We start from the raw sequence: 24,490 nt of genomic DNA on the forward strand, positions 1-24,490 counted from the left end.
TGAGGGGGTGGGGGTCAGCTCGCGGCGCGCTCGGCGGGGGTGCGCAGGTCGAACGAGTCGCTCGGGGCATCGGGGTCGCCGGTGAGCAGCCCCAGGGCGCGGGAGAAGCGGCGCAGCAGGGCAGCCGCGGCGTGATCGTCGAAACGGTCTGTGCTGTATTCCAGTTCGAGGCCGAGATTGCCGTCGGGGTCGGCGTGCGTGGAGACGATGAAGTGCACGCCGTCGGCCACCGTCGATCCGTCGAAACGCAGGGCGGTGAGTTCGAGGCCGGGAACGCCGAACGCCTCGGCGCCGGTGTCGAGATAGCTCAGCGTCACCGCGCCGAGCGGCCCGGACAGCGCGCACGACTCACTGGTCGCCGCGGTGGCCGAGGACACCACGGGATCGGGTTCGGCGCACAGGATCTCGGACAGGGTGGTCGCGCCCGCGACGGCCGTGCCCGCCTGCCAGGCCAGCAGCACCGTCATCGCGGCCCGGACCACCGCGAACGGCGGAACCGCGTGTCTGCGCGAGAGTTCGGTGATCCGCGCGCCGATCCCGGCGCCGATCCTGGCCCGCATGCTCGCCCCGCGCCCGAGCAGCGATTCCAGCGCGCCCACGGTCGCCGCGCCCGCGGTGCCGAGACGAACGAGCGCGGCGCTGGTGCCGTCGATCTCCCAGCGCGCCAGCTCCCCGGTGCGGAACATCCGCTCCCCAGGGATGCCGAACGGGTTGGCGACGAACCGGTCCGAGGTGCCGCGCGGATCGTCGCGATAGCCGCGGGCCAGTTGCGCGCCGGACAGGTACAGCTCGCCGGCCACACCGGGGCTGGCCGGGCGCAGCCGCGCGTCGAGCACGTAGACCCGGCGGTTCCATTCCCGCACCCGCACGGCCTGCGGTTCGGGGGTGTCCGCGCCGGGCGCGGCGGGATAGGTGAGGGTGACGGTGGCCTCGGCCCTGCCGTAATCGTGGTGCAGCCGGGCGCTGGTCACCGCGCCGAAAGCCCGCACCTGCGCCGCGCTGAGCGGCGCGCCGAGGACGACGACGCTGCGCAGCGAGCCGATCTGCGCGCGCAGGCCGGCGCGGTGGACGTGGTCGGTGAACGCGGCCAGCCGCGGCGGGGTGAAATCGGCGGCGGTGACGCCGTAGTCGGCGACCAGACGCGCTAACCGCACCGGATCGGGCGGTTCGGTGAGGACGACGGTGGCGCCGACCCGCAACGGCAGCACGTAGCCGTGCCACTCGGTCACCTCGCCGATGGCGGCCTGATGCAGGTAGACGTCACGACCGGTGAAGCCGTGCCTGCCCTGCATGCCGGTCAACCGGTGCACGGCCGCGATGTGGCTGATGGTGATGCCCTGCGTAGCCCCCGGCGGGTACAGCACGAACGCCGGGTGCTCCGGCAGTACGGGGGTCCGGCGCTCGGCGCGGGCGATCGGCTCGTCGGAGTAGTCGGCGAGCGGCACGTCGTCGATGACGACGGCCGGAATGTCGTACACCGCACCGTGATCGCGCGAGCGCACGGTCAGCACCAGCGCGGGACTCGCGACCGGCGGCAGCACGGCGGGACTGGTCGCGGTGTCGACGGGCACCACGGCACCGCCCGCCTTGAGCACGGCGTACATCGCCACCACCAGCTCGACCGAGCGCGGGACATCCACCAGCACCGCCGATTCCGGGCCGATGCCGAGCGCGGTCAAGTGCCGGGCCAGCTGGTTGGTGCGCCGGTCCAGGTCACCGTAGGTGATGATCGAGGCCGCGCCGCCCGTGCTCGGGGCGTGCACGACCGCGGGGTCGAAAGGGGTGGCGGCGGCCTGCGCTTCGAACTCGTCGAGCAGCAGTTCCCCGGGCAGTCCGCCCTGCGGCGCCGTGCTCACCTCCTCGGCGTCGACGCGGCCGACGAATTCGAGTTCGGCCGTCCAGCCGTCGCCGGGCGGCCTGCGCCGCACGAGGTCGCCGGTGGCGAACATGCGGTCGTCGACCGGGCCGATCGGGTTGGCCAGGAAGGTGGCGGCGGTGGCCTGCCTGCCGAGGTAGCCGCGCGCCAATTGCACACCGGAGACATAGAGTTCGCCGACTTCACCGTCGGGCACCGGGCACAGGTGCTCGTCGAGGATCAGCAGCTCGACGTCGTCGGCGGCCGAGCCGAGCGGGACCGATTCGAGGTCGGCGCCGGTCACCTCGTGCGCGACGACCTCGCCCGCGGTCTCCGGCCTGCCGTAGACGTGCCACAGCGTCGCGCCGCTCACCGCGCGCAGGGCGGCCGCGGTCTTGGCGGGCAGTGGCGCGCCGCAGCTCAGGACGATCCGCAGCGAGTCGAGGCGTGCCTCGGCGTCGGGCAGCGCGGCCAGCGCGGCGAGCTGGTCGGGGTCGAAGCACGCCGCGGTGGCGCCGGTGTCGGCGATCGAACGCGCCAGGGAGTCGCTGGTCGGGAGCACCAGGGTGGCGCCGGTCTGCAGGGCCAGCAGCAGCTCCCCCACCGTGGCCTGCGTGCCCAGCGGCGCGTGCCAGAGCACCGCGTCGCCGGCGCCGAGACCGCACAGCCGCTGCCGCCAGACCGAATTCGCTTGTGCGGCCCGGTGTCCGACGACGACCGCGCTCGCGCCCGCTACGTCGACGACCAGGTAGGCCGGGTTGTCCGCACCCGGACCGGGTAGGTCGTCGGCGACGAGATCGACGGTGGGTTCGGCGTCGATGCCCAGGACCGGGACACCGGTCGGGTGGGGCACCTGCGGCGCGGTGATCACCAGCACGGGCGCGGCGAGGGCGACCGTGCGCTGCCGCACGTCGGCGGGGGCGTCGGGGTCGAGCAGGACGAACGCGCCGCCCGCGGCGATCACCGCGTGCACCGCGACGACCAGGTCGACCGATCGCGGCAACGACACCGCGACCGTGGTCTCCGGCCCGACACCGCGGGCGGCCAGGCAGACCGCCAGCGCGTCCACCCGTGCGCCGAGCTCGCCGTAGCTGAGCTCGGTCACGCCGTCACGCACCGCGACGGCGTCGGGATCCTGGCGGATCTGGGTGGTGAAGGCGGCGAGCAACGTGGCGGGATCACGCCTGCGCTCGTCCGCCTGGTCACGCAGCAGCGCGTCGAGCGAGACAGCCGCCGTGACCGAATCCGTGTGCGACATCAGAGTTGTCCTTCCGAGTCGTCAGCCGACCCCGACCCGGCGATCACCGCGGCGGCATCGGTCACCAGTGTTTGCAAAGTGGTGGTGAGTCCGGACGCGCCGAGTGCGGCGAGCACGCCGGGCACCAGCCCGGCCAGCGCGACGTTCACCAGCGCTTCGGGTTTCATCGCGGCGCCCATCGCCTTGCGCACCGCGGTGAGCTTGGCGTCGAGCGCTTCGAACGAGATGGCGTGCTCGCCGTGGGCGAATGCCACGGTCGCCGGCGCGAGCCGGGCCGCCGAGCCGACGAGGCCCGGCAGATCGGCAATGGTGTAGGTACGCGGACGCGGGGTCTTCTCCGCGTCGGTGCGCACGTCGATCGCCCGCACGGGTACGGCCGGGTCGGCCGCGACGGCCGCGAGGACCTTGCGGAACCGCTCGGCCAGTATCCGGACGGTCGAAGCGTCGAAAAGGTCGGTGGCGTAGCCGAAGTGCACGTCGAGCCCGTCGAGCGCACCGGCCGCGTCGTAGCGCTGCAGGGCGGTCAGGTGCAGGTCGAACTTGGCCTCGCCGAGCCCGGGGTCCAGGATCCGCACGTGCAGGCCGGGCAGTTCGATGCCACCGGGCGGCATGTTCTGGAAGGTGAGCATCACCTGGAACAGCGGGGTGTAGGCGCCCGAACGGGTCCGGCCCAGGGTATCGACGACCTGCTCGAACGGCACGTCGGCGTGGGCGAGGGCGGCGAGGTCGCGCCGCCTGGCCTGGGCCAGCAGCTCGGTGAACGGCGCCCGCGAGTCGACCTCGGTGCGCAGCACGACGGTGTTGACGAACATGCCGACCAGATCGTCGAGTTCGCGGGCACCGCGACCGGCCACCGGGGCGCCGATGGTGATGTCGGCGCTGCCGGACTGCTTGGCCAGCAGCACCGCCAGCGCGCTGTGCACCAGCGTGAACAGCGTCGTGCCGTGCTCGCGGGCGATCTCGTCGAGGCGCCGGGTCAGTGCCGCGTCGATCTCGAACCGCTCTGCCGCGCCGCGCATCTCGCGCCGGGTGGCGCGGGGGCGGTCGGTGGGCAGGGCGAGCAGTTCGGGCGCGCCGGACAGTTCCCTGGTCCAGTAGGTCAGCTGCTGGGTGAGCACGCTGTCCGGGTCGGCTTCGGTGCCGAGCAGCTCGTGCTGCCAGGCGCTGAAATCGCCGTACTGGATCTCCAGTGGTGCCCAGCCGGGCGCGCGGCCTTCGCTGCGATCGACATAGGCGCGCACCAGATCCCGGGTGAGCGGAGCTATCGAGTAGCCGTCGGCGCTGATGTGATGCACCACGACGACGAGCACGTGATCGTCCGGGCCGAGACCGTAGAGCGCCACCCGCACCGGCGGCGCGGCGGTGATGTCGAACGGCTGGGCCACCAGGGCGGTGATCCGGGCCTCGACGTCCTCGGCGGCGACCGGGATCGGGGTCAGTTCGACCGCGGCCGACCAGGCGGGCATCACCTGCTGGACCGGACCCGCCGCCGTGTCGGGGTAGCGGGTGCGCAGGGTGTCGTGCCGCGACAGCAGGTCGCCGACCGCCGATTGCAGGGCGGGCAGGTCGAGCCGGCCGGTGAGCCGGATGGCGGCCGGGATGTGATAGGCCGCCGACTGCGGCGCCAGCTGGTGCAGGACCCACATGCGTTGCTGCGCGGGCGAGAGCACGGCGGGTCCGTCGCCGGCGCGCCGGGTCAGCGGCGGACGGGCGGCCGAGCGATCCAGGCCGCCGAGCCGCTCGGCCAGCGCGGCCACGGTCGGGGCGTCGAACACCTCGGCCACCGGCACCTGGGCGCCGAGCGCGGCGCCGAGCCGGGCGGCCAGCCTGGTCGCCATCAGCGAGTTGCCGCCGAGGGCGAAGAAGTCGTCGTCCAGGCCGGCGCTCGCGCAGCCGATCACCTCGGCGAAGGTCCGCGCGACCAGTTGCTCGGTCGCGGTGACCGGCGCGCGGAAGACCGCCTCACCGAACTCCGGCTCCGGCAGTCGGGACCGGTCGACCTTGCCATTGGCGTTGAGCGGCAAAGACTCCAGCACGACCAGGGCCGCGGGCACCATGTAGGCGGGCAGTTCGGCGGCGAGCTCGCCGCGCAGTTCGGCCGCCACGGCCTGCTCGTCGCCGGGGGTGAGGTCGGCGACCGCGGCGTAGGCGATCAACCGCGCCCCGGCCCGTTCGTCGGTCCTGGCGACGGCCACCGCCGCGCGCACGCCGGCGCACCGCAGCAGCGCGGTCTCGACCTCGCCGAGCTCGATCCGGAAGCCACCGATCTTCACCTGGAAGTCGGCGCGCTCGAGGTACTCGAGGGTGCCGTCCGCGCGCCACCGGACGATGTCACCGGTGCGGTACATCCGGGCACCCCCGGCGGCTCCGGCCTGGGTCGGCACGCCACGGGCAGCTGTTTCGGCGGCCGGCGGAGCGAAGGGGTTGGCGACGAAACGGTCGGCGGTCAGCGCCCGGCGGCCGTGGTAGCCGCGGGCGAGTTGGTCACCGGCCAGGTACAGCTCGCCCGCGACCCCGACGGGAACGGGGCGCAGCCGGGCGTCGAGCACGTAGAGCGCGCTGTTCCAGGCGGGCGTCCCGATCGGCACGACATGCGAGAGGTCCCGGGCCACCGCGTATTCGGTGATGGACACCGCCGCCTCGGTCGGCCCGTACAGGTTGTGCAGACGTGCGCCGGTGCCGCAGGCCAGGAACTGGGCGGCCGTGGCGGCGGGCAGCGCCTCGCCGATGGCCAGGACCGCGCGCAGCGACTCCGGCAGCGCGGGTGTGGCCTCGGCGGCCAGCAGCATGCCGACCAGTGACGGCACCGCGTGCAGCACGGTGACGCCGTAGCGGGTCATGGTGTCGCGCAGGCGATCCGGATCGCGTTCGTCGCCGGGCCGGGTGACGATCAGCGCGCCGCCGCAGGTCAGCGGTGACCAGAACTCCCAGACCGACAGGTCGAAGGTGGCAGGCGTCTTGAGCAGCACCCGGTCCGCGCCGGTCATGGCGAAGCGGTCGTGCAGCCAGGCCAGCTGGTTGACGATCGCCGCGTGCGGCACGGCGACGCCCTTGGGCTGACCGGTCGAGCCGGAGGTGAAGATGAGGTAGGCGGGATGGGCGGGACGCAGGGGGGCGATGCGCTCGGCATCATCCACCGGTGCGTCGGAAAGCTCTTCCAGCGCTTGGTGATCCAGCTCGAAGACGGGCACGTCCACGGCGACCGGCAGGCCGTCGGCGGCCGTGGTGAGCACGCACAGCGGCGCGGCGGTCGCCACGATGTAGGCGATCCGGTCGACCGGATGATCGGGGTCGATCGGCACGTACGCGCCACCCGCCCGCACCACGGCGTGCATGGCGATCACGAGGTCGAGCCCGCGCCGCATGGCCAGCACCACCGTGCGCTCCGGGCCGACGCCCTCGGCGATCAGCAGCCGGGCGATCCGGTTGACCCTGGCGTCGAAGGCCGCGTAGTCCAGCGAGGTGCCGGTCTCGGCGTCGACCAGGGCAGGCGCGCCGGGGGTGGCGGCCGCCTGGCGCGCGCCGAGCTCGGCCAAGGTGACCGCCGCCACCGGATGCGCGGTGGCATTCCAGGTGTCGAGCAGCAGGCCGCGGTCGGCGCCGAGCAGGTCGAGGTCGCCGACCACGGTGTCCGGTGCGACGGTGACGGATTCGAGGATGCGGCGCAGCTGGGTGGCGAACCGCTCGGCCGTGCCCGCGTCGAACAGGTCGCTCGCGTAGCCGAGCGCCATCTCGATGCCCGCGGGCGCGCCGTCGGCCGTGTAGTGGTCGAGGGCGAACAGGTGCAGGTCGAATTGGGCCACGCCGGAATCGAATTCGAGGTCCGAGACGGTCAGGCCGGGCAGCTCGAGCTGTCCGCGCTCATGGTTCTGGAACGAGTAGCCGACCTGGAACAGCGGGTGCCGGGCGGTGGAGCGGGCCGGGTTGAGCACCTCGACCAGGCGCTCGAACGGGACGTCGGCGTGCGAGAACGCGGCGATGTCGGCGGCACGGGCGGCGGCGAGCAGGTCGGTGAACGGCGCGTCGCCCGCGACCGGGGTGCGCAGCACCAGCGTGTTGACGAACATGCCGATGACCTCGTCGAGTTCGGCCTCGCCACGGCCCGCGTTCGGGGTGCCGACGGCGATGTCGGCGGTCCCGGAGAGCCGGGCCAGCAGGGCGGCGAAGGCCGCGTGCACCACCATGAACAGCGTGGCGCCGTTCCCCCGGCCGAGGGCGACCAGGGCGGCGTGCAGGTCGGCGTCGACGGTGAAGCTCACCTTGTCGCCGCGCAGGCTCTGCCGGGCCGGGCGGGGCCGGTCGGTCGGCAGGGTCAGCTGGTCGGGCAGTCCGGCCAGCTGGGTACGCCAGTAGCCGACCTGCTGGGCCGCGACCGACTCCGGGTCGGCCTCGTCGCCGAGCAGTTCCCGCTGCCACAGCGCGTAGTCGGCGAACTGCACCGCAGGCGGCGCCCAGCAGGGCGCGGTGTCGGCCAGGCGCGCGGTGTAGGCGCGCATCAGGTCGGCGACGAACGGCGCGATCGAGGAACCGTCGGCCGCGATGTGGTGCAGGACGGCGGCGAGCACGAATTCACCCGAGGCCGGTCCGGCGGACGCGGCGGACGCGGCGGCGCCCACCTGGAACAGCCGCAGCCGCACCGGGATCTCGGCGGTGACGTCGAAGGTGGTAGCGGCCAGGTCGGCGATCGCGCCGGGCAGGTCGGCCTCGGTCACCACGATCGGGTCGAGTTCCGGAATCGCCCGCGCGGCGGGGGTGATCGACTGCACCGGCGCGCCGTCGACCTCCGGGTACACCGTGCGCAGCGATTCGTGGCGGGCGACCAGGTCGGCCACCGCCGCGCGCAGCGCGGCGACATCGAGGTCACCGGACAGCCGCAGCGCGAACGGGATGTTGTACGCCACCGAGGCGCGATCGAAGCGGTTGAGGAACCACATCCGCTGCTGGGCAGGCGAGAGCGGCAGCTGCTCGGGGCGGGCCCGGCCGACCAGGGCGGGCCGGTCGACCTTCGCCTGGGCATCCACCGCCGCGGCCAGTTCGCCGACGCGCGGCGTCTCGAACAGCGCGCGCACGCCGACCCGGCGATCCAGCGCGGAGCCGATCCGGGCGACCGCCTTGGCGGCGAGCAGCGAGCTGCCGCCGAGGGCGAAGAAGTCGTCGTCGGCGCCGACCGGCTGATCGTCGGCGCGGGTGCGGCCGAGCACCTCGGCGTACACCGCGGCGATGATCTCCTCGGTGACCGTGGCCGGCTTGCGGTAGACGGTGGTCTCGAAGACCGGCGCGGGCAACGCGGCCCGGTCCAGCTTGCCGTTGACGGTCAGCGGAATCCGCTCGACCGCGACGACCGCCGCCGGGAGCATGTGTTCGGGCAGCGTGCGGGCCAGTTCCTGGCGGATGGCGGCCGCGTCCACCCGGCCGGTCTCCGGCCCGGCGACCAGGTAGGCCACGATGCGCGGCTCGTCGACCAGGTCGGTGCGCACCAGCACCGCGACCTCGCGCGGCGCGACCGAGCTGGCGAGCAGCGCGGCCTCGATCTCACCGAGCTCGACCCGGAACCCACGCAGGTTGACCTGCTGATCGGCCCGGCCCAGGTACTCCAGCTCGCCGTCGGCGGTCCAGCGGGCCAGGTCGCCCGAGCGGTAGGCGAGGCTGCCGGGAGCGCCGTAGGCGTCGGCGACGAACCGGCTCGCGGTCAGGTCGGGCCTGGACAGGTAGCCGCGCGCCAATTGCGCTCCGGAGACGTAGATCTCGCCGGGCACGCCGACCGGCACCGGCCGCAGGCGCGAATCCAGCACGCGCACGGTCAGTCCCGCGAGGGCACCGCCGATGACGCTGGCCGAACCGGTCTCCGGGGTGATCTCCCGGTAGGAGGCGTGCACCGTGGTCTCGGTGATGCCGTACATGTTCACCAGCCGCGGCGAGCGCGGGTAGCGAGCGAACCAACCGGCCAGCCGCTGCGGTTCCAGCGCCTCACCACCGAAGATCACCGTGCGCAGGGCGTAGTCGCCGGGCGCGACGGCCAGATCGGCGGCGACGAGCTGGTAGAACGCCGACGGCGTCTGGTTGAGCACGGTGACCCGCTCGGCCAGCAGCAGCTCCCGGAACTGCTCGGGCGAGCGCGAGGTGAAGTAGTCGACCAGCACGATCGAGCCGCCGGTCAGCAGCGCGCCCCACAGCTCCCACACCGAGAAGTCGAAGGCGTAGGAGTGGAACATCGTCCACACGTCCGACGGGCCGAAGCCGAAGTGGCGCTCGCTGTTGTCCAGCAGCGCGAGCACGTTCGCGTGCGGGATCACCACGCCCTTGGGGCGGCCGGTGGAGCCGGAGGTGTAGATGACGTACGCGGTGTTCGCGGGCACCAGTGGCGCGCGCCGGTCCGCCGCCGTCAGCGGCGTGGCCGCGAAGCCGGTGAGGTTCTCGGCGGCGGGGTCGATCACCGGTCCGCCGAACCAGTCGCGGGCCAGCCCGGTGTCCGCGTTCGCGATCGCGCACAGCGGGCGGGCGTCGTCGAGGACGTACTCGATGCGGTCGGCCGGGTAGTTGGGGTCGATCGGCAGGTAGCCGCCACCCGCCTTGAGCACCGCCAGCAGCGCGACGGCCAGTTCCACCGACCGTGGAAGGGCCACGGCCACCAGGGTTTCCGGGCCGACGCCGGCGCCGACGAGACGCCGCGCCAGCCGGTTGGACCAGGCGTCGAGCTCGCCGTAGGTGAGCGTGGCGCCCTCGGCCTTCACCGCGACGGCGTGCGGGTGCCGCGCCGCGACGGCGGCGAACCGATCGAGCATGGTCTCGGCGCCGGTGGCGACCGCGTCGCCGGTGGTGGCCCAGTCGTGCAGCATGCGCTGCTGCTCCTCGGCGCTGAGCAGCTGGATGTCCCCGACGACCACGGTCGGATCGGCGACCACCGCGGCCAGCACCTGGGTGAACCGGCGCGCCAGCACGGCGATGCTGCCCGCGTCGAACAGGTCGGTGGCGTAGGCGATCTCGATGGCCATGCCGTCGGCGCGGCCGTCGACATCACCGGATTCGGTGACGGTGAACTGCAGGTCGAACTTCGCCACGGCGGCGTCGAAGTCGATCGGTGCGACGCGCAGCCCGGCCGCGGTCAGCGCGGGCACGGTGAAGTTCTGCAGGACCAGCGCCACCTGGAACAGCGGGTGGCGGTTGCGCGCCCGCGCCGGGTCGACGGCGTCGACGACCTGCTCGAACGGGATGTCCGCGTGGGAGAGGGCGTCGAGGTCACCGGCGCGGACGGCGTCGAGGGTGGACTCGAACTCCGCGCGCGGGTCGATCTGGCTGCGCAGCACCAGGGTGTTGACGAACATGCCGATCAGCCCGTCCAGGGCGGCCTCACCGCGCCCGGCGACCGGGGTGCCGATGGCGATGTCGCTACCGCCGGAGAGGCGGGCCAGCAGCACGGCCAGCGCGGCGTGCACGGTGCTGAACAGGGTGGCCTCGTGCTTGCGGGCCAGCTCGCGCAGTTCGCTGTGCAGATCGGAGTCGATCTGGAAGCGGTGCACCCCGCCACGGAAGCTGGATTCGGCCGGACGCTGCCGGTCGGTCGGCAGCTCGAGCTGCTCGGGCAGACCGGCCAGGCCGCGCCGCCAGAACGCCAGTTGCGCGTGCGCGAGCGAGTCGGGATCGCTCGCGTCGCCGAGGTTCTCGTCCTGCCAGAGCGCGTAGTCCGCGTACTGGACCGGCAGCGGCGCCCAGTCGGGGGCGGTGCCGTCGCGGCGGGCGGCGTAGGCGGTCATCAGGTCGGCGGCCAGCGGCCCGAGGGAGAAGCCGTCGGCGGCGATGTGGTGCACCACCAGCACGAGCACGTGCTCCTCGGCGACCGCGAACAGCGTGGCGCGCAGCGGGATCTCGGTGGTGAGGTCGAATCGCACCGCCGCGCAGGACAGCAGGCGCGCGGGCAGCTCGCCCGCGCCGATCGGCTCGGCGCGCAGCGTGAGATGCGCGGCGTCGGCGACCAGTTGTTCGGCGCCGTCGGGGCCGTCCGGGTAGCTGGTGCGCAGGGTTTCGTGCCGATCGATCACATCGGCGAGGGCCGCTTCGAGCGCGACGATATCGAGCTCGCCGGTCAGCCGCAGAGCGACCGGGATGTTGTTCACGGCGTCGCCGGAGCCGTCGGCGTCGGCCAGGTAGCGGTTGAGGAACCACATCCGGCGCTGCGCGGCGGAGAGCGGAATACGCCGCGGCCGTTCACGAGTGGTGAGCTCGACGCGCCTGCCGGTGCCGCGCAGCGCGGCGCAGCGGGCGGCCAGCTCGAGCACGGTCGGCGCGTCGAAGAGCAGTCGCACCGGGACCTGGGTGTCGAGCGCGGCGCCGAGGCGGGCCGCCACCTGAGTGGCGTTGAGCGAGTTCCCGCCGAGGGCGAAGAAGTCGTCGTCCAAGCCGACTTCCCGGTCGGCAGGGAAGCCGAGTACCGCGGCGAAGGTGGCCGCCACGATCTGCTCCACCTCGGTGACCGGGGCGCGGAAGACCGCGGCCTCGAACACCGGCGCGGGCAGCGCCTTGCGGTCGAGTTTGCCGGAGGCGTTGAGCGGGAACTCGGCCAGCTCGACGAAGGCCGCCGGGACCATGTAGGCCGGGAGCGTGCGGGTCAGCGCCGCGCGCACCCCGTCGACGTCGAGCTCGGCGGCCGGCACGAGATAGGCCACCAGCAGCTCGTCGCGGACGACGACCGCCGCCTGTCCGACCTCGGTCAGAGCGCGCAGCGCGGCCTCGATCTCGCCGAGCTCGATCCGCAGACCACGCAGCTTCACCTGGAAGTCGGTGCGGCCCAGGTACTCCAGCTCGCCACGCACGACGCGGTCGGAACCGGTAGCGGAATGGGACCACGCACGGCCCTCGGCCGCGTCGTTCTCGCACACCGCGGTCCAGGCGACCAGGTCACCGGTGCGGTACATGCGCTCGCCCGTGGCGAACGGGTCGGCGACGAAACGGTCGGCGGTCAGGTCGACCCGGCCCGCGTAGCCCCGCGCCAGTTGAGCGCCGGCCAGGTACAGCTCGCCGGGGACGCCGACCGGCACCGGTCGCAGCCTGCTGTCGAGGACGTAGACGCGCGTGTTGTGGACGGGCTCGCCGATCGGCACCGAGACGACATCGGCGGCGGTCACCTCGTGGAAGGTGACGTCGACGGCGGCTTCGGTAGGACCGTAGAGGTTGTGCACCGTGGCGCCGGTCAGGGCGTGCAACCGGTGCGCGGGCGCGGGCGGCAGGGCCTCGCCGGAGGCGAACACCATGCGCAGCGAGGCGCACCGCCGCGCACCCGCCGGTGCCGAGTCGAGGGCCGCGACGAAGACCGACAGCATCGACGGCACGAAGTGGGCGACGGTGACCGACTCGGCCTCGATCAGCTCGGCCAGGTACGCCGGGTCGCGATGCCCGTCGGGCCGGGCGAGCACCAGGCGGGCGCCGATCTGCAAGGGCCAGAAGAACTCCCACACCGACACGTCGAACGTCGCCGGGGTCTTCTGCAGGACCGTGTCGGCCGCGGTGAGCCGGTAGGCGTCCTGCATCCACACCAGACGGTTGACNCGCCGGGGTCTTCTGCAGGACCGTGTCGGCCGCGGTGAGCCGGTAGGCGTCCTGCATCCACACCAGACGGTTGACGATCGCGGCGTGCGAGACGACGACGCCCTTGGGCTTGCCGGTCGAGCCGGAGGTGAAGATCAAGTAGGCGGCATGGGCCGGGGTGAGGGTGCCCAGCCGGTCGGCGTCGGTGATCGGTTCGGCCGGGTAGTCGGTGGTGTCGAGCTGCTCGAGGTCGAGCACCGCGACCGACGTCGTCGCGGGGAGATCCAGTTCGTCGGCGGCGCGGGTGAGCACGCACACCGGCGCGGCGGCGTCGATGACGTGCGCCAGGCGCTCGGCCGGGTGCTCGGGGTCCAGCGGCACGTAGGCGCCGCCGGCGGCGAGCACGGCATACATGGCCACGATCAGGTCGGTCGAGCGGCGCATCCCGAGGGCCACGGTGCGGTCGGGCCGCACGCCGATCGAGATCAGCAGGCGGGCGAGGCGGTTCACCCGCTCGGTGAACTCGCCGTAGGTGAGCGATTCGTCCGCGCAGGTCACCGCGGTCGCACCCGGGGTACGCGCCGCCTGCGCCGCGAACAGCGACACCAGCGTCATCGTCTCGTCGACCGGGTACGCCGTGGCGTTCCAGGTCTCGAGGATCCGGGTGCGCTCCGCGGCGCCGAGCAGGTCGATGTCGCCGATCACGACGCTGGGATCGGCGCTCACCGTTTCCAGCACCCGCAGCAGGCGGGTACCGAAATCTGTGATGGTCTGCGCGTCGAACAGGTCGGTGGCGTACTCGAAGCGGGCGAGCAGGCCGTCGGTGGTCTCGCGCAGCGTCAGCTGCAGGTCGAATTTGGCGGTGCGGGTGTCGATCTCGATCTCCGCGGCGGTCAGCCCGGCCAGTTCGAGTTCGGTCCTGGAGTTGTTCTGGAAGTCGAGCATCACCTGGAACAACGGGTGCCGGGCGGTGGAGCGCTCGGGGTTGAGCGTCTCGACCAGCCGGTCGAAGGTGACGTCGGTGTTGGCCAGCGCGCGCAGATCGCCCTCGCGCACCGTGCCGACCAGGTCGGCGAAGGTGGCGGCGAGGTCGATCCGGGTACGCAGCACCAGGGTGTTGACGAACATGCCGACGAGCTCGTCGAGCGCCCGGTCGCCACGACCGGCCACCGGGGTGCCGATCGAGATGTCTTGCTGCCCGGACAGTTTCGCCAAGGTGGTGGCGAACGCGGCGTGCAGCACCATGAACAGCGAGGCCTGGGCATCGGTGGCGAGGGCGCGCAGCCGCTCGGTGAGCGCGGCGGGCACCGCGAAGGTGTGCCGGGCGCCGCGGCCCGAGGCGACGGCAGGGCGGGGGCGGTCGGCGGGCAGCGCGAGCACATCGGGCAGTCCGGCGAGTTCGGTTGTCCAGAAATTGATCTGGCGCGCCATCGGCGAGTCCGGGTCGTCCTCGGCGCCGAGGGCTTCGCGCTGCCACAGCGCGAAGTCGGCGTACTGCACGGGCAGCGGCGTCCATCGCGGCGCGGCACCGGCCAGGTGGGCGGCGTAGGCCACCATCACGTCGCGGGTCAGCGGCGCGACCGACCAGCCGTCGGCGGCGATGTGGTGCAGCACCAGCACGAGCACGTGCTGGTCGGCGCCGATGCGCAGCAGGCGCAGACGCACCGGCGGTTCCTGGTCCACCGCGAACGGCACCCCGGCCAGGGCGCGCACGCGGTCGTCGAGCGTGGCCGGGTCGATGGTCTCGGGCTCGAGCGTGATGGTCAGCTGGTCGGCGCCGAGGATCTGCTGGAAGGGGATGCCGTCGACCGCCGGGTAGCGGGTGCGCAGCGCCTCGTGCCGGGCGAAGACCGCGGCGACCGCGGCGGTCATGGCGGCATGGTCGATGGTGCCGGTCAGCCGGATCGCGGCGGCGATATTGTCGGCGACCGAGTCGGCGTCGAACTGGTTGAGGAACCACATGCGCTGCTGCGCGTAGGACAGCGGAATGCGCTGCGGCCGTTCGCCCGCCACCAGCGGCGGCCGGGTCGCGGTGGTCTCGGCCGTGCCGAGCGCGGCCGCGAGGGCGGTAACGGTCGGCGCCTCGAACAGCGTCTTCAGCGAGACCGTGACGCCGAGCGCGGCACCCAGGCGAGAAGCCACCTGGGTGGCGACCAGCGAATTGCCGCCGAGGGCGAAGAAGTCGTCGTCGGCGCCGACCCGCGCGAGACCGAGCACCTCGCCGAACACCTCGGCCACCACGGTCTCGGTGCCCTCGGCCGGCGCGCGGAAGGCGCGGGCGGCGAAGACGGGTGCGGGCAGCGCGCGGCGGTCGAGCTTGCCGTTCGGGGTCAGCGGCAGCGCGTCGAGCACGACGAACGCCGAGGGGACCATGTGCGCGGCAAGGGTGGCGCGCAGCGTCGCGGTGAGTTCGGCGCCCAGATCCGGCACGGCCGGTTCGGGGTTCGGCACCACGTAGGCCACCAGCTGATCACCGCGATGCGCGTCGGCTCGCACCAGGACCACGGCCCGGCGCACCGACGGCTGGGCGAGCAGCGCCGCCTCGATCTCGCCGAGCTCGATCCGGAAGCCGCGCAGCTTCACCTGATCGTCGTTGCGGCCCAGGTACTCCAGAGTGCCGTCGGCCGTCCAGCGCACCAGGTCACCGGTGCGGTACATGCGCGCACCCGGCTCCCACGGGCAGGCGACGAAGCGGCCCGCGGTGAGCGCGGCCCGGCTACGGTAGCCGCGCGCCACCTGGGCCCCGGCGACGTACAGCTCACCGGCGACCCCGGCGGGCACCGGCCGCAACCGGTCGTCGAGCACCCACTGCGCGATGCCGCGCAGCGGCGTACCCAGCGTCAGCGGCGAATCCGCCGTGAGCGGTGCGCTGATATTGGTCGCGACGGTCGTCTCGGACGGGCCGTAGGCGTTCACGAACGCCCGGGACACCGAGCCTTCGGTCCAGCGCGCGACCAGGTCCGGCGGGCAGGCCTCGCCGCCGACCATCACCATGCGCAGGTCGTCGAGCTGTTCGGGATCGAGCACGGCCAGACCCGAGGGGGTCATCAGCGCGTGGGTGACCTTCTCCTCGGCCAGCAGCTGCGCCAGTTCGGCGCCGACGTGACGGCCCGTCGGCGCGATCACCAGGGTGGCGGCCGAGTTCACCGCGAGCAGCAACTCCATCACCGAGATGTCGAACGAGGGCGACCCGACCTGCAGCACCCGTGCGTCGGCGGTACCGAACATCCGCTCGGATTCCTCGGCGGCGAAACCGGCGATGCCCGCCTGAGTCACCAGCACGCCCTTGGGCAGGCCGGTGGAGCCGGAGGTGTAGATGACGTAGGCCAGGTGCGCGGGGCGCAGCGGCCGCACCCGGTCGGCGTCGGTGATCGGATCGCTGGAACGCGCCGCGCACTCGGCCATCAGCTTCAGCTCGTCGAGCACCAGCCAGTCGGTCGGGCCGGGCAGCGCGGACTGCGCCTCGGACACCGTAAGACCCACTCGCGCGCCGGAATCGGTCACCATATGGGTGATCCGATCGAGCGGGTAGCTCGGATCGACGGGCAGCCAGGCCGCGCCGGCCTTGGCGATCGCCCACACGGCGAGCACCGATTCGACGGAGCGCGGAATCCCGACCGCGACGATGTCGTCGGGGCCGACCCCCCCGTCCACCAGCACCCTGGCCAGGCGCGAGGACGCGCGGTCGAGCTCGCGGTAGGTGAGGGCACGATCGCCGTCGGTGACCGCGATCCGGTCCTGACCGGCCGCGACGGCGGCGGCGAACAGGTCGGGGAGCAGACCGGTGGCGGTGACGGGCGCACCACGCATACCGGTGAAGCGGGCGTGCTCGGCTGGCGACAGCAGCGGCAGGTCACCGACCGCGGTGGCGGGGGCGGCGACGGCCGCGGCGAGTAGTCGCACGAACCGCGCGCCCAGCGCGACGATCTCGGCGTCGTCGAACAGGTCGGTGGCGTAGAGGGCGACGGCGTCGATGCCCGCGGGTTCGCCCGCGGCGCCGCGACGTTCGTCGAGGGTGAGCTGCAAGTCGAACTTGGTGATGTCGAGTTCGATCTCGTGCACCGATACCGGCGTGCCGCCCAGCTCGAAGCGGGTGTCCAGCCCGGCCTGGAAGTTCAGCGCCACCTGGAACAGCGGATGGCGGGCCTGCGAGCGCGCCGGGTTGACCACGTCGACGAGCCGGTCGAACGGGACGGTGGCGTGCGCGAACGCGGCCAGATCGGTTTCGCGGGTGTGCTCGAGCGCGGCGGTGAAGCTCGCGGCGGGGTCGATCTCGGTGCGCAGCACGAGCGTGTTGACGAACATGCCGATCAGATCGTCGATCGCCCGGTCACCACGGCCGGCGACGCCGGTGCCGATGGCGATGTCGCTGGTGCCGCTGAGCCGGGCCAGCAGCACGGCCAGCGCGGTGTGCAGCACCATGAACAGCGACGCGCCCGCCTCGTTGGCCAGCTCGGTCAGCTGCCGGTGCAGGCCGGCGCCGATGGTGAAGCCGGTCCGGGCGCCGCGCATGCTCGGCGTCACCGGTCGCGGCCGGGCCGAGGGCAGCTCCAGCTGATCCGGCAGGCCCGCCAGTGTCCGCTCCCAGAAGGCGATCTCGCGCGAGGCCAGCGACTGCGGATCGGTCTCCGAGCCGAGCAGTTCGCGCTGCCACAGGGCGTAGTCGGCGTACTGCACGCTCAGCGGCGCCCAGCCGGGCGTGAGCCGCGCGGTCGCGGCCTGGTAGGCGGTGAGCACGTCGCGCACCAGGACCTGCAGCGACACACCGTCCGCCGCGATGTGATGCAGCACGACGGCCAGCGCGCACTCACCCGCCGCATCGCCCGCGACGACGAAGATCCGCGCCCGGAACGGCGCCTCGTGTTCCAGATCGAAACCGGCGGCGGCGAATCGGGCGAGTTCGGCGTCGAGCTCGGCCACGTCGACCGTGGTCGGCTCGTCGATGCGGACGATCCCGGCGTCGCGCACGACCTGCTCGGCCACCTCCCCGCCGGGCACATCGACCGCGGGGAACACGGTGCGCAGCGCCTCGTGCCGTTCGACGACGGCGGTCAGCGCGGTGACCAGCGCGGACAGATTCGCGGCGCCGCGCATCCGGACCACGAACGGCATGTTGTAGCCGGGCGCGGACGGATCGAAGCGGTTGAGGAACCAGATCCGCTGCTGCGCGGGCGAAAGCGGGATCAGCGCGGGGCGCGGTCCGGCCGCGAGCACCGGCAGCTGGGCCGTGACGCCGGCGTCGGCGCGCTCGGCGACCGCGGCGGCCAACCGGGCCGGGGTGGTGGCGCCGAACAGATCGCGCACCCCCAGCCGGATCCCGAGATCGGCGCCGAGCCGGGCCGCCACCTGGGTAGCCACCAGGCTGTTGCCGCCCAGGGCGAAGAAGTCGTCGTCCCGGCCGATCCGCTCGATCCCGAGCACCTCGCCGAACACCCTGGCCACCGTCTGTTCCACCGGCCCGGCGGGCTCGGCGTAGGCGACGACGGTGCGGGCGGGCGCGGGCAGCGCCTTGCGGTCGAGTTTGCCGGAGGCGTTCACCGGCAGGGCGTCGAGCAGTACGAACGCGGCGGGCACCATGTACGCGGGCAGCGCGCGCAGCGCGGCCTCGCGCAGCAGTTCCACCGCGACCGCGCCCGGCTCGGCCTCCACCACATAGGCGACCAGCTGTTCGCCGACGCCCGCGTCGCCACGCACGACGACGACGGCGCGCACCGCGCCCTCGACGCCTTCGAGCACGGCCTCGATCTCGCCGAGCTCGATCCGCAGACCGCGCAGCTTCACCTGGAAGTCGGTGCGGCCCAGGTATTCCAGTTCACCGTTGGTGGTCCAGCGGACCAGGTCGCCGGTGCGGTACATCCGCTCGCCCGGCGCGTCCAGGTCGGCGACGAACCGCCCGGACGTCAGCTCGGGCCTGCCGACATAACCCCGGGCGAGCTGTACCCCCGACAGATACAGCTCACCCGGAGCCCCGACCGGTACCGGCCGCAGCCGCGAGTCGAGAACATGGAGCCGGGTGTTGAACACCGGCGCGCCGATCGGCACCGTGGTCCGGTCCGCGTCGTTCACCTCGTGGAAGGTGACGTCGACGGCGGCCTCGGTCGGACCGTACAGGTTGTGCAGCCGCGCTCCGGTGAGCAGCCGCAGCCGCTGCGCCAGGGCGGCGGGCAGTGCCTCACCCGAGGCGAAGACCAGTCGCAGCGAGGAGTGCTCGGCGATCTCCTGCTGGGCGAGAAAGGCTTCCAGCATCGATGGCACGAAATGCGCGACCGTGACGCCGTATTCGGCGATCACGCCGCGCAAGTAGCCGGGATCCCGGTGCCCGTCGGGCTCCGCGAGCAGCAACGTCGCGCCGATCTGCAAGGGCCAGAAGAACTCCCACACCGAGACGTCGAAGGTCATCGGGGTCTTCTGCAGCACCACGTCGACGCCGTGCAGCCGGTAGGCCTGCTGCATCCACACCAGCCGGTTGACGATCGCGGCGTGCTCGACCGCGACGCCCTTGGGCAGACCGGTCGAACCGGAGGTGAAGATGACGTAGGCGGGATGGCCGGGGCGCAGCGGCGCGGTGCGGTCGGCGTCGGTCAGCGGGGTGTCGGCGTAGTCGGTCAGCTCGAGCGCGTCCACGGCCAGCACCGGCAGCGCGTCGGCGCCGGGCGCGCCGTCGCGGGAGGTGGTCAGGACGGCGGCCGGGGCGGCGGTGGCCAGGATGTGGGCGATCCGCTCAGCGGGGTGATCGGGGTCGATCGGCACGTAGGCCGCACCGGCGGCGAGCACCGCGTACATGGCGACGACCAGCTCCGGCGAGCGCCGAATGCTCAGCGCCACCAGCGATTCGGGGCCGATGCCGTCGGCGCGCAGACGCCGGGCCAGCCGGTTCACCTGCTGGGCCAGCTCGCGGTAGGTCAGGGTGGCGGCGTCCTCGCCCGCCATCCGCACGGCGACGTCGTCGGGGGTGCGGGCGACCTGGGCCTCGAACAGCGCGGGCAGCGTCGCCGACGCCACCGCGCGCTCGGCCAGGGCGGCCGCGACGTCGAAACCGGTCGCGTTCCAGATCTTGGTGCTGACCTGGAGTTCCAGCTCGGTCGCCACTTCGATCGCGCCGATCGCGGTGTCCAGGTCGGCGGCGGCGAGGCGCTCGAGGAAACCGAGGAATCGGGAATGATGCCGGGCCAGGGTGTCGGCGTCGTAGAGGTGCGGGTTGGCCTCGAAGTCGACGTGTACGCGATCGCGATCGCCGTAGTAGACGTTGAGGCTCAGGTCCTCGATGGGGCCGGTGGACAGCACCCGGTAGCGGCCGGTGGTGGTGCCGAGGGTGAGGTCGCTGCGGAAGAGCATGAAGTTGGCGAGCGGGCCGAACAGCGCGCGCCGGGCGGGGCGGCCGTCGTCCTCGGCGTCGCGGCGGATGTCCTCGGCGCGGTAGCGCTGATGCCGCAGCGCGCCGGCCACCTCGACGCGGGCCGCGCGCAGCAGCTCGCCCCAGGTGGTGGGGGCCCCGGCGGCGCCGGTGGGCAGGCGCAGCGGCACGATATTGGACAGCATGCCCGCCGAGCGGCGCATCACCGCGGTGGTGCGCGCGGTGACGGGCAGGCTGAGCACCGCGTCCGGGCGGTCGGTGAGCCGGCCGAGGTAGGCGGCGAAGGCGGCCAGCAGCACCGCCGAGATGGTCGAATCATCACTGGCGGCAATGGTTTCCAGCCGATCGACCAGCTTCTCGGAGAGCCTGCCGCCGGTCACCAGGTTGATCGCGGCGCGCGGCGCGGTACGGCTGTCGAGGCTGGTCGGGCTGTCCAGGCCGGCGATGCGCTGGGCCCAGTGCTCGCGGTCGTTGGCGAAGCGGGTGCTCTCGCGGTAGCGCTGTTCGCCGTCGACGAGGTCGGCCAGGTCGCCCGGGGCTGCCGCCTTGACCTCGGTGCCGAGCACGCGGGCGGTGTAGAGCTCGGCGATGCGCTGGGAATTGGTGAAGGCGCCGTAGCCGTCGAGCACGATGTGGTGTCCGCGCAGGTACCAGAACCAGCGGTCCTCGCCGACGCGCAGCACCGCGCCCGCCACCAGCCGGTCGGTGAGCAGGTCCAGCGGCGCGCCGAACTCCGCGCGCATCCACTCGTGGGCGGCGGCGACGGGGTCGTCGTGGTGGCGCAGATCGATCAGCGGCAGCTCGTTCTCGACCGGGATGGTGTGGTCGACGACCTGGTAAGGGACACCGTCGGATTCGCCGATGCGCACCAGCGGGGAACCGTAGGTGTGCGCCGCCTCGGCCGTGACCTGTTGCAGCACAGCCGCATCCAGCTCACCGGTGATGTCGACGTACTGGGCGATGGTGATCGGGACCTCGGGGTCGAGCAGCTGCGCGTACCAGACTCCCAGCTGGGCCGGTGTCAGCGGGAACGGTGCCGACGCCGTGGCGGCGACCTCCGCTTCCTGCGGTCGCGCGCTGAACCCACCCAACTCCGTACCGTGCACCAGAGCCTCCTCGAATCGCGAAAAAAAGCAGAGGCGAACCGTTTTCGGGCAGCACGAAGACACCTGAGGTACTCCGTGGAGCGAGAAATTCGCCTGTGAGCGCAGTGGGCGCAACCGCCACACTCGCGCAGGATCCCCGACAGATCATGTGGACGAGATCGACGGCCCGGTGGACCGCCGGCGCGACGAACCACTGTGTCCGTCGCGGGGTGCCTAGCTGTTGATCGTTCCTCCAACATCGCGGCCGCGGCCCGAACCTCGCGCCCCGGCTATGTCACTTACATCACATGGCTGCCTGTCCATGCATTGCAGACACTAGGCGGTCAGTTAATAAAAAGAAACTTTTTCCGCTAAAAAAATCGGACGAACGTCCAGTCTCTCCGGGGAGGTTGCCGCGACCTGGGCATCAGTGTGTGCCACACCACATCTACGCCAGATGTGTGAGCTACCACACTTTCAGAACGGGAGACTATGAGCCGAAACGTTGCATCTGCGTTGCATCGGCACCGAGGCGCCGATCGAGCACCCGGATCTTGGCCTCGATCTGCGCATACAGTGGCGAATCGCGGTCGACGGTGGACCGGTACGCGGCCCACGCGGCGGCGTCGTCGCGACCTTCCGGGCCCGCGGTCCACCGGCGCAGCACGCCGGGATCGGCGGACGCGAGCACGGCGGTGCGCAACCGCACCCGAAGCTCGTCTCGGATGTCGCAGATGCCCGGAGCCGACGATCTGGGGAGCACCGGACCGGCATACAAGCGCAATGCGGATTCGATATCACCGGAGTCGAGCGCGGCCCGCAGGGCCTCCACATCGGTTGCGACATGGACGCGCAGACGGTATGGGCGCGATCCGACGACCGTCGCGCCGATCACCGACCGCAGGCGCGACATCGCCGCGCGGATGGTGCCGTTGTCGAGATCGGTGTCGTCGAGCAGCAGCGCCAGATGATCGGCGCCGAGCCCCTCGGGATGCTCGGTGAGCAACAGCAGGATCTCGGCATGGCGTTGCGACAGCGATACCCGCTCCCCCGCCACACTCAGTTGCGGCTGGCCGAGCCCGAGGACCTCGAGCCCGAGCCGGGCCGGTTCCGCGTCGGCGGCTTGCTCGCCCGGGCGGTTCGGCTCGGCCGCGGGGACCCCGCGGCCGGCGCGCATCGCCCGCAGCACCAGATCCATCTCGGCGGCCGTCGCCGCGGCTTTGACCAGAGCGAGGATTTCAGGCTTGGCCACCCGCATCCCGCCGGCAATCATCAGCACGCCGATCAATCGGCCGTCCGGCTCGTGCACGGGGGCCGCCGCGCCGGTGATCTGATGCATCCGATGGAGGAAATGCTCGGGTCCGTGGATCCATGTCGCGCGACCGGTGCGCACGACGAGACCGACCGCGTTCGTGCCGATCCGGCGCTCGCTCAGATCGTCGCCTTCGCGCACGCCGATCTCGGCGGCGGCGGCGACCTGCTCCGGATGGCCGTGCACCGACAGCACACGACCGAACTGGTCGGCGACCGTCACGATCAGTCCAGCCCGCGCCGCGTCCTGGACCAGCAGTTTGTCGATGAGTGGCATCAGTGCGGCGATGGGATGGGCATCCCGATAACGCACCAGATCGGCACCACGAAGACCGCGACCGTCGAGTATGTCCGTCGGATCGATTCCGCCACGCGTACTGCGCAACCAGGACTCGAGAACGAGCGGACGCAACAGGCCGGCCAGCTGGGTCAGCTGGTCACCACCGGCACTGAGAAAACCATGGGCCTGTGCGGCATAGGCTTCCAGAGCTCCGAGCTGTGCGCCCGACTCCGCCGCCTGCCGTGGGGGCCGCCCACCTGCGAGATTGCTGACCATTTGCCTTTCTTTCCCGCTACAAACTGTACCGGTGAGTTATCGGCAGCCTCGCCAGAAGTGTGGGTTTGTCCCGCAGGTCACATTGTGGTAGCAGATGTCACTTCGTCACACCCGGTGTCGACGCGCTATCACTGTGGCGAGCAGCACCGTCGCGGCCTGCGGACCGCGGCGCAAGGGGACCGGCACGATCGACAGATCGGCCACCGTCAGACCCTCGATGCCGTGCACCCGGCCGCGATCGTCGACGACGGCGCGCGGGTCGTCGGCGGGGCCCATCCGGCAGGTGCCGGAAAGGTGCTGGGACGTCCCCAGATGCGAGCGTAGCCAGGCATCGTCGACGGTGCCCGGCGTCCGCCCGAGAATCCGCCCGGCGAGTTCGACCCCCGCGCGCAGGCGATCCCGATCGACGGCGGCGCGCAGATAGCCCTGGTCGATCCGGGCGGGAACGGCCGGGTCGGCGGAGACGAGGCCGAGCGTGCCGGATGCCTCCGGCAGCATCAGCGCGACGCCGAGCCTGCGCAGGCCGGGCGTGAACATCGGGGTATACGGGCGCAGTTCGAGGTCGCCGAGTTCCAGGACGTATTCGAGGGCGACCGTGCTCGCCGTCGGCGTCGGGCCCGGGTACTCGACACCGATCTCGGGATGGTCGGTGCACCACTGCCCCACCGGCGCGGGCCGCACCACCGGGATGCCGAGCGAGCGCAGGAGCGGTTCCGGGCCGATCCCCGAGCGGATCAGCAGCGCGGCCGATTCCACCGCGCCCGCGCACAGGATCACCCGGTCGGCGTAGGCCGTGCCGCGTTCGCGACCGCGCGCCCATTCGACGCCGAGCACTCTGGCGCCGTGCGACACCAGGCGGGTCACCGTCGTCGCGGCGGCGATCGTGAGGTTCGGGCGGGCGAGCGCGGGATAGAGATGAGTGATCGCGGTGCCCGCTCGGCGACCGTGCGCGATCGCCAACGGCACGCGTCCGAAGCCGACCGCCTCCCCCGGGTGGACCGCGGCGGCGCCGTGTTCTCGGCCGGGCGGAAGTGCTTCGGGGTGTGGCGCGTTCAGATCGGCGATCTCGGCGAAGCCCGCCGCCGCGCATCGGGTGGCGAAATCCACGCTGACCGGGGTCGGCTCGGTCGTGCGGCGGATCGGGATCGGGCCGGTGGTGCCGTGACCGGGCGCGGTGCCGAAATCGTGGTCGGTCTCCAGCCCGCGCAGGAACGGCAGCACCGCGTCGAACGACCACAGCGCACTGTCCGCCGCCGCGCTCCAGGCCGCGAAGTCGGCGGCGGGCGGGCGGACGAAATAGCAGCCGTTGATCGCACCCGAGCCGCCGATCAGCTTGCCCCGCACGATGTTCCCCGGATACCGCCACACCACGGCGGATTCCGGGCCGACCGGCAGCCGGCCCGGATCGAGCAGGTCGGCGGGCATCGCGGCCGCCGACGGCCAGACCGGACCCGCCTCGAACACGTTGACCGTGTGCGCCGGGTCTGCGCTGAGCTCGGCCGCGACCACGCAGCCGGCCGAGCCGGCGCCGACGACGAGTGTGTTCGTCACG

Annotated in this window: 4 protein-coding genes and 1 pseudogene; all 5 read right to left on the bottom strand. The window is 72.5% G+C overall.

Annotated features, from left to right (window positions below):
- Positions 1-14 precede the first annotated feature (14 nt).
- The 5 genes and pseudogenes from V8688_RS08850 to mftG all read right to left on the bottom strand — a co-directional run bounded on the left by V8688_RS08850 (position 15) and on the right by mftG (position 24,489).
- The gene (locus tag V8688_RS08850; protein ID WP_342800584.1) at positions 15-3,113 is read right to left on the bottom strand and encodes an AMP-binding protein; all 3,099 of its coding nucleotides are present in this window, start codon (positions 3,111-3,113) and stop codon (positions 15-17) included.
- A complete protein-coding gene (locus V8688_RS08855; protein ID WP_342800585.1) occupies positions 3,113-12,634 on the bottom strand; it encodes an amino acid adenylation domain-containing protein in 9,522 nt (3,173 codons plus the stop codon). The genes V8688_RS08850 and V8688_RS08855 overlap by 1 nt, the downstream gene beginning before the upstream one ends.
- 79 nt (positions 12,635-12,713) lie before the next feature.
- Positions 12,714-21,215: pseudogene (locus V8688_RS08860) on the bottom strand (amino acid adenylation domain-containing protein); the annotation flags it as partial.
- A gap of 346 nt (positions 21,216-21,561) precedes the next feature.
- Positions 21,562-22,938 (bottom strand): GAF domain-containing protein, encoded by a 1,377-nt coding sequence (locus V8688_RS08865; protein ID WP_218719666.1) that lies wholly within the window; start codon positions 22,936-22,938, stop codon positions 21,562-21,564.
- A 105-nt stretch (positions 22,939-23,043) separates the two neighbouring features.
- Positions 23,044-24,489, bottom strand: a complete 1,446-nt coding sequence (gene mftG, locus V8688_RS08870) for a mycofactocin system GMC family oxidoreductase MftG (RefSeq protein WP_342800586.1) — start codon at positions 24,487-24,489, stop codon at positions 23,044-23,046.
- Position 24,490: the final 1 nt, after the last annotated feature.

Source organism: Nocardia sp. No.11 (assembly GCF_038752175.1).
In the GTDB taxonomy this organism is placed as follows: Bacteria; Actinomycetota; Actinomycetes; order Mycobacteriales; family Mycobacteriaceae; genus Nocardia; species Nocardia canadensis.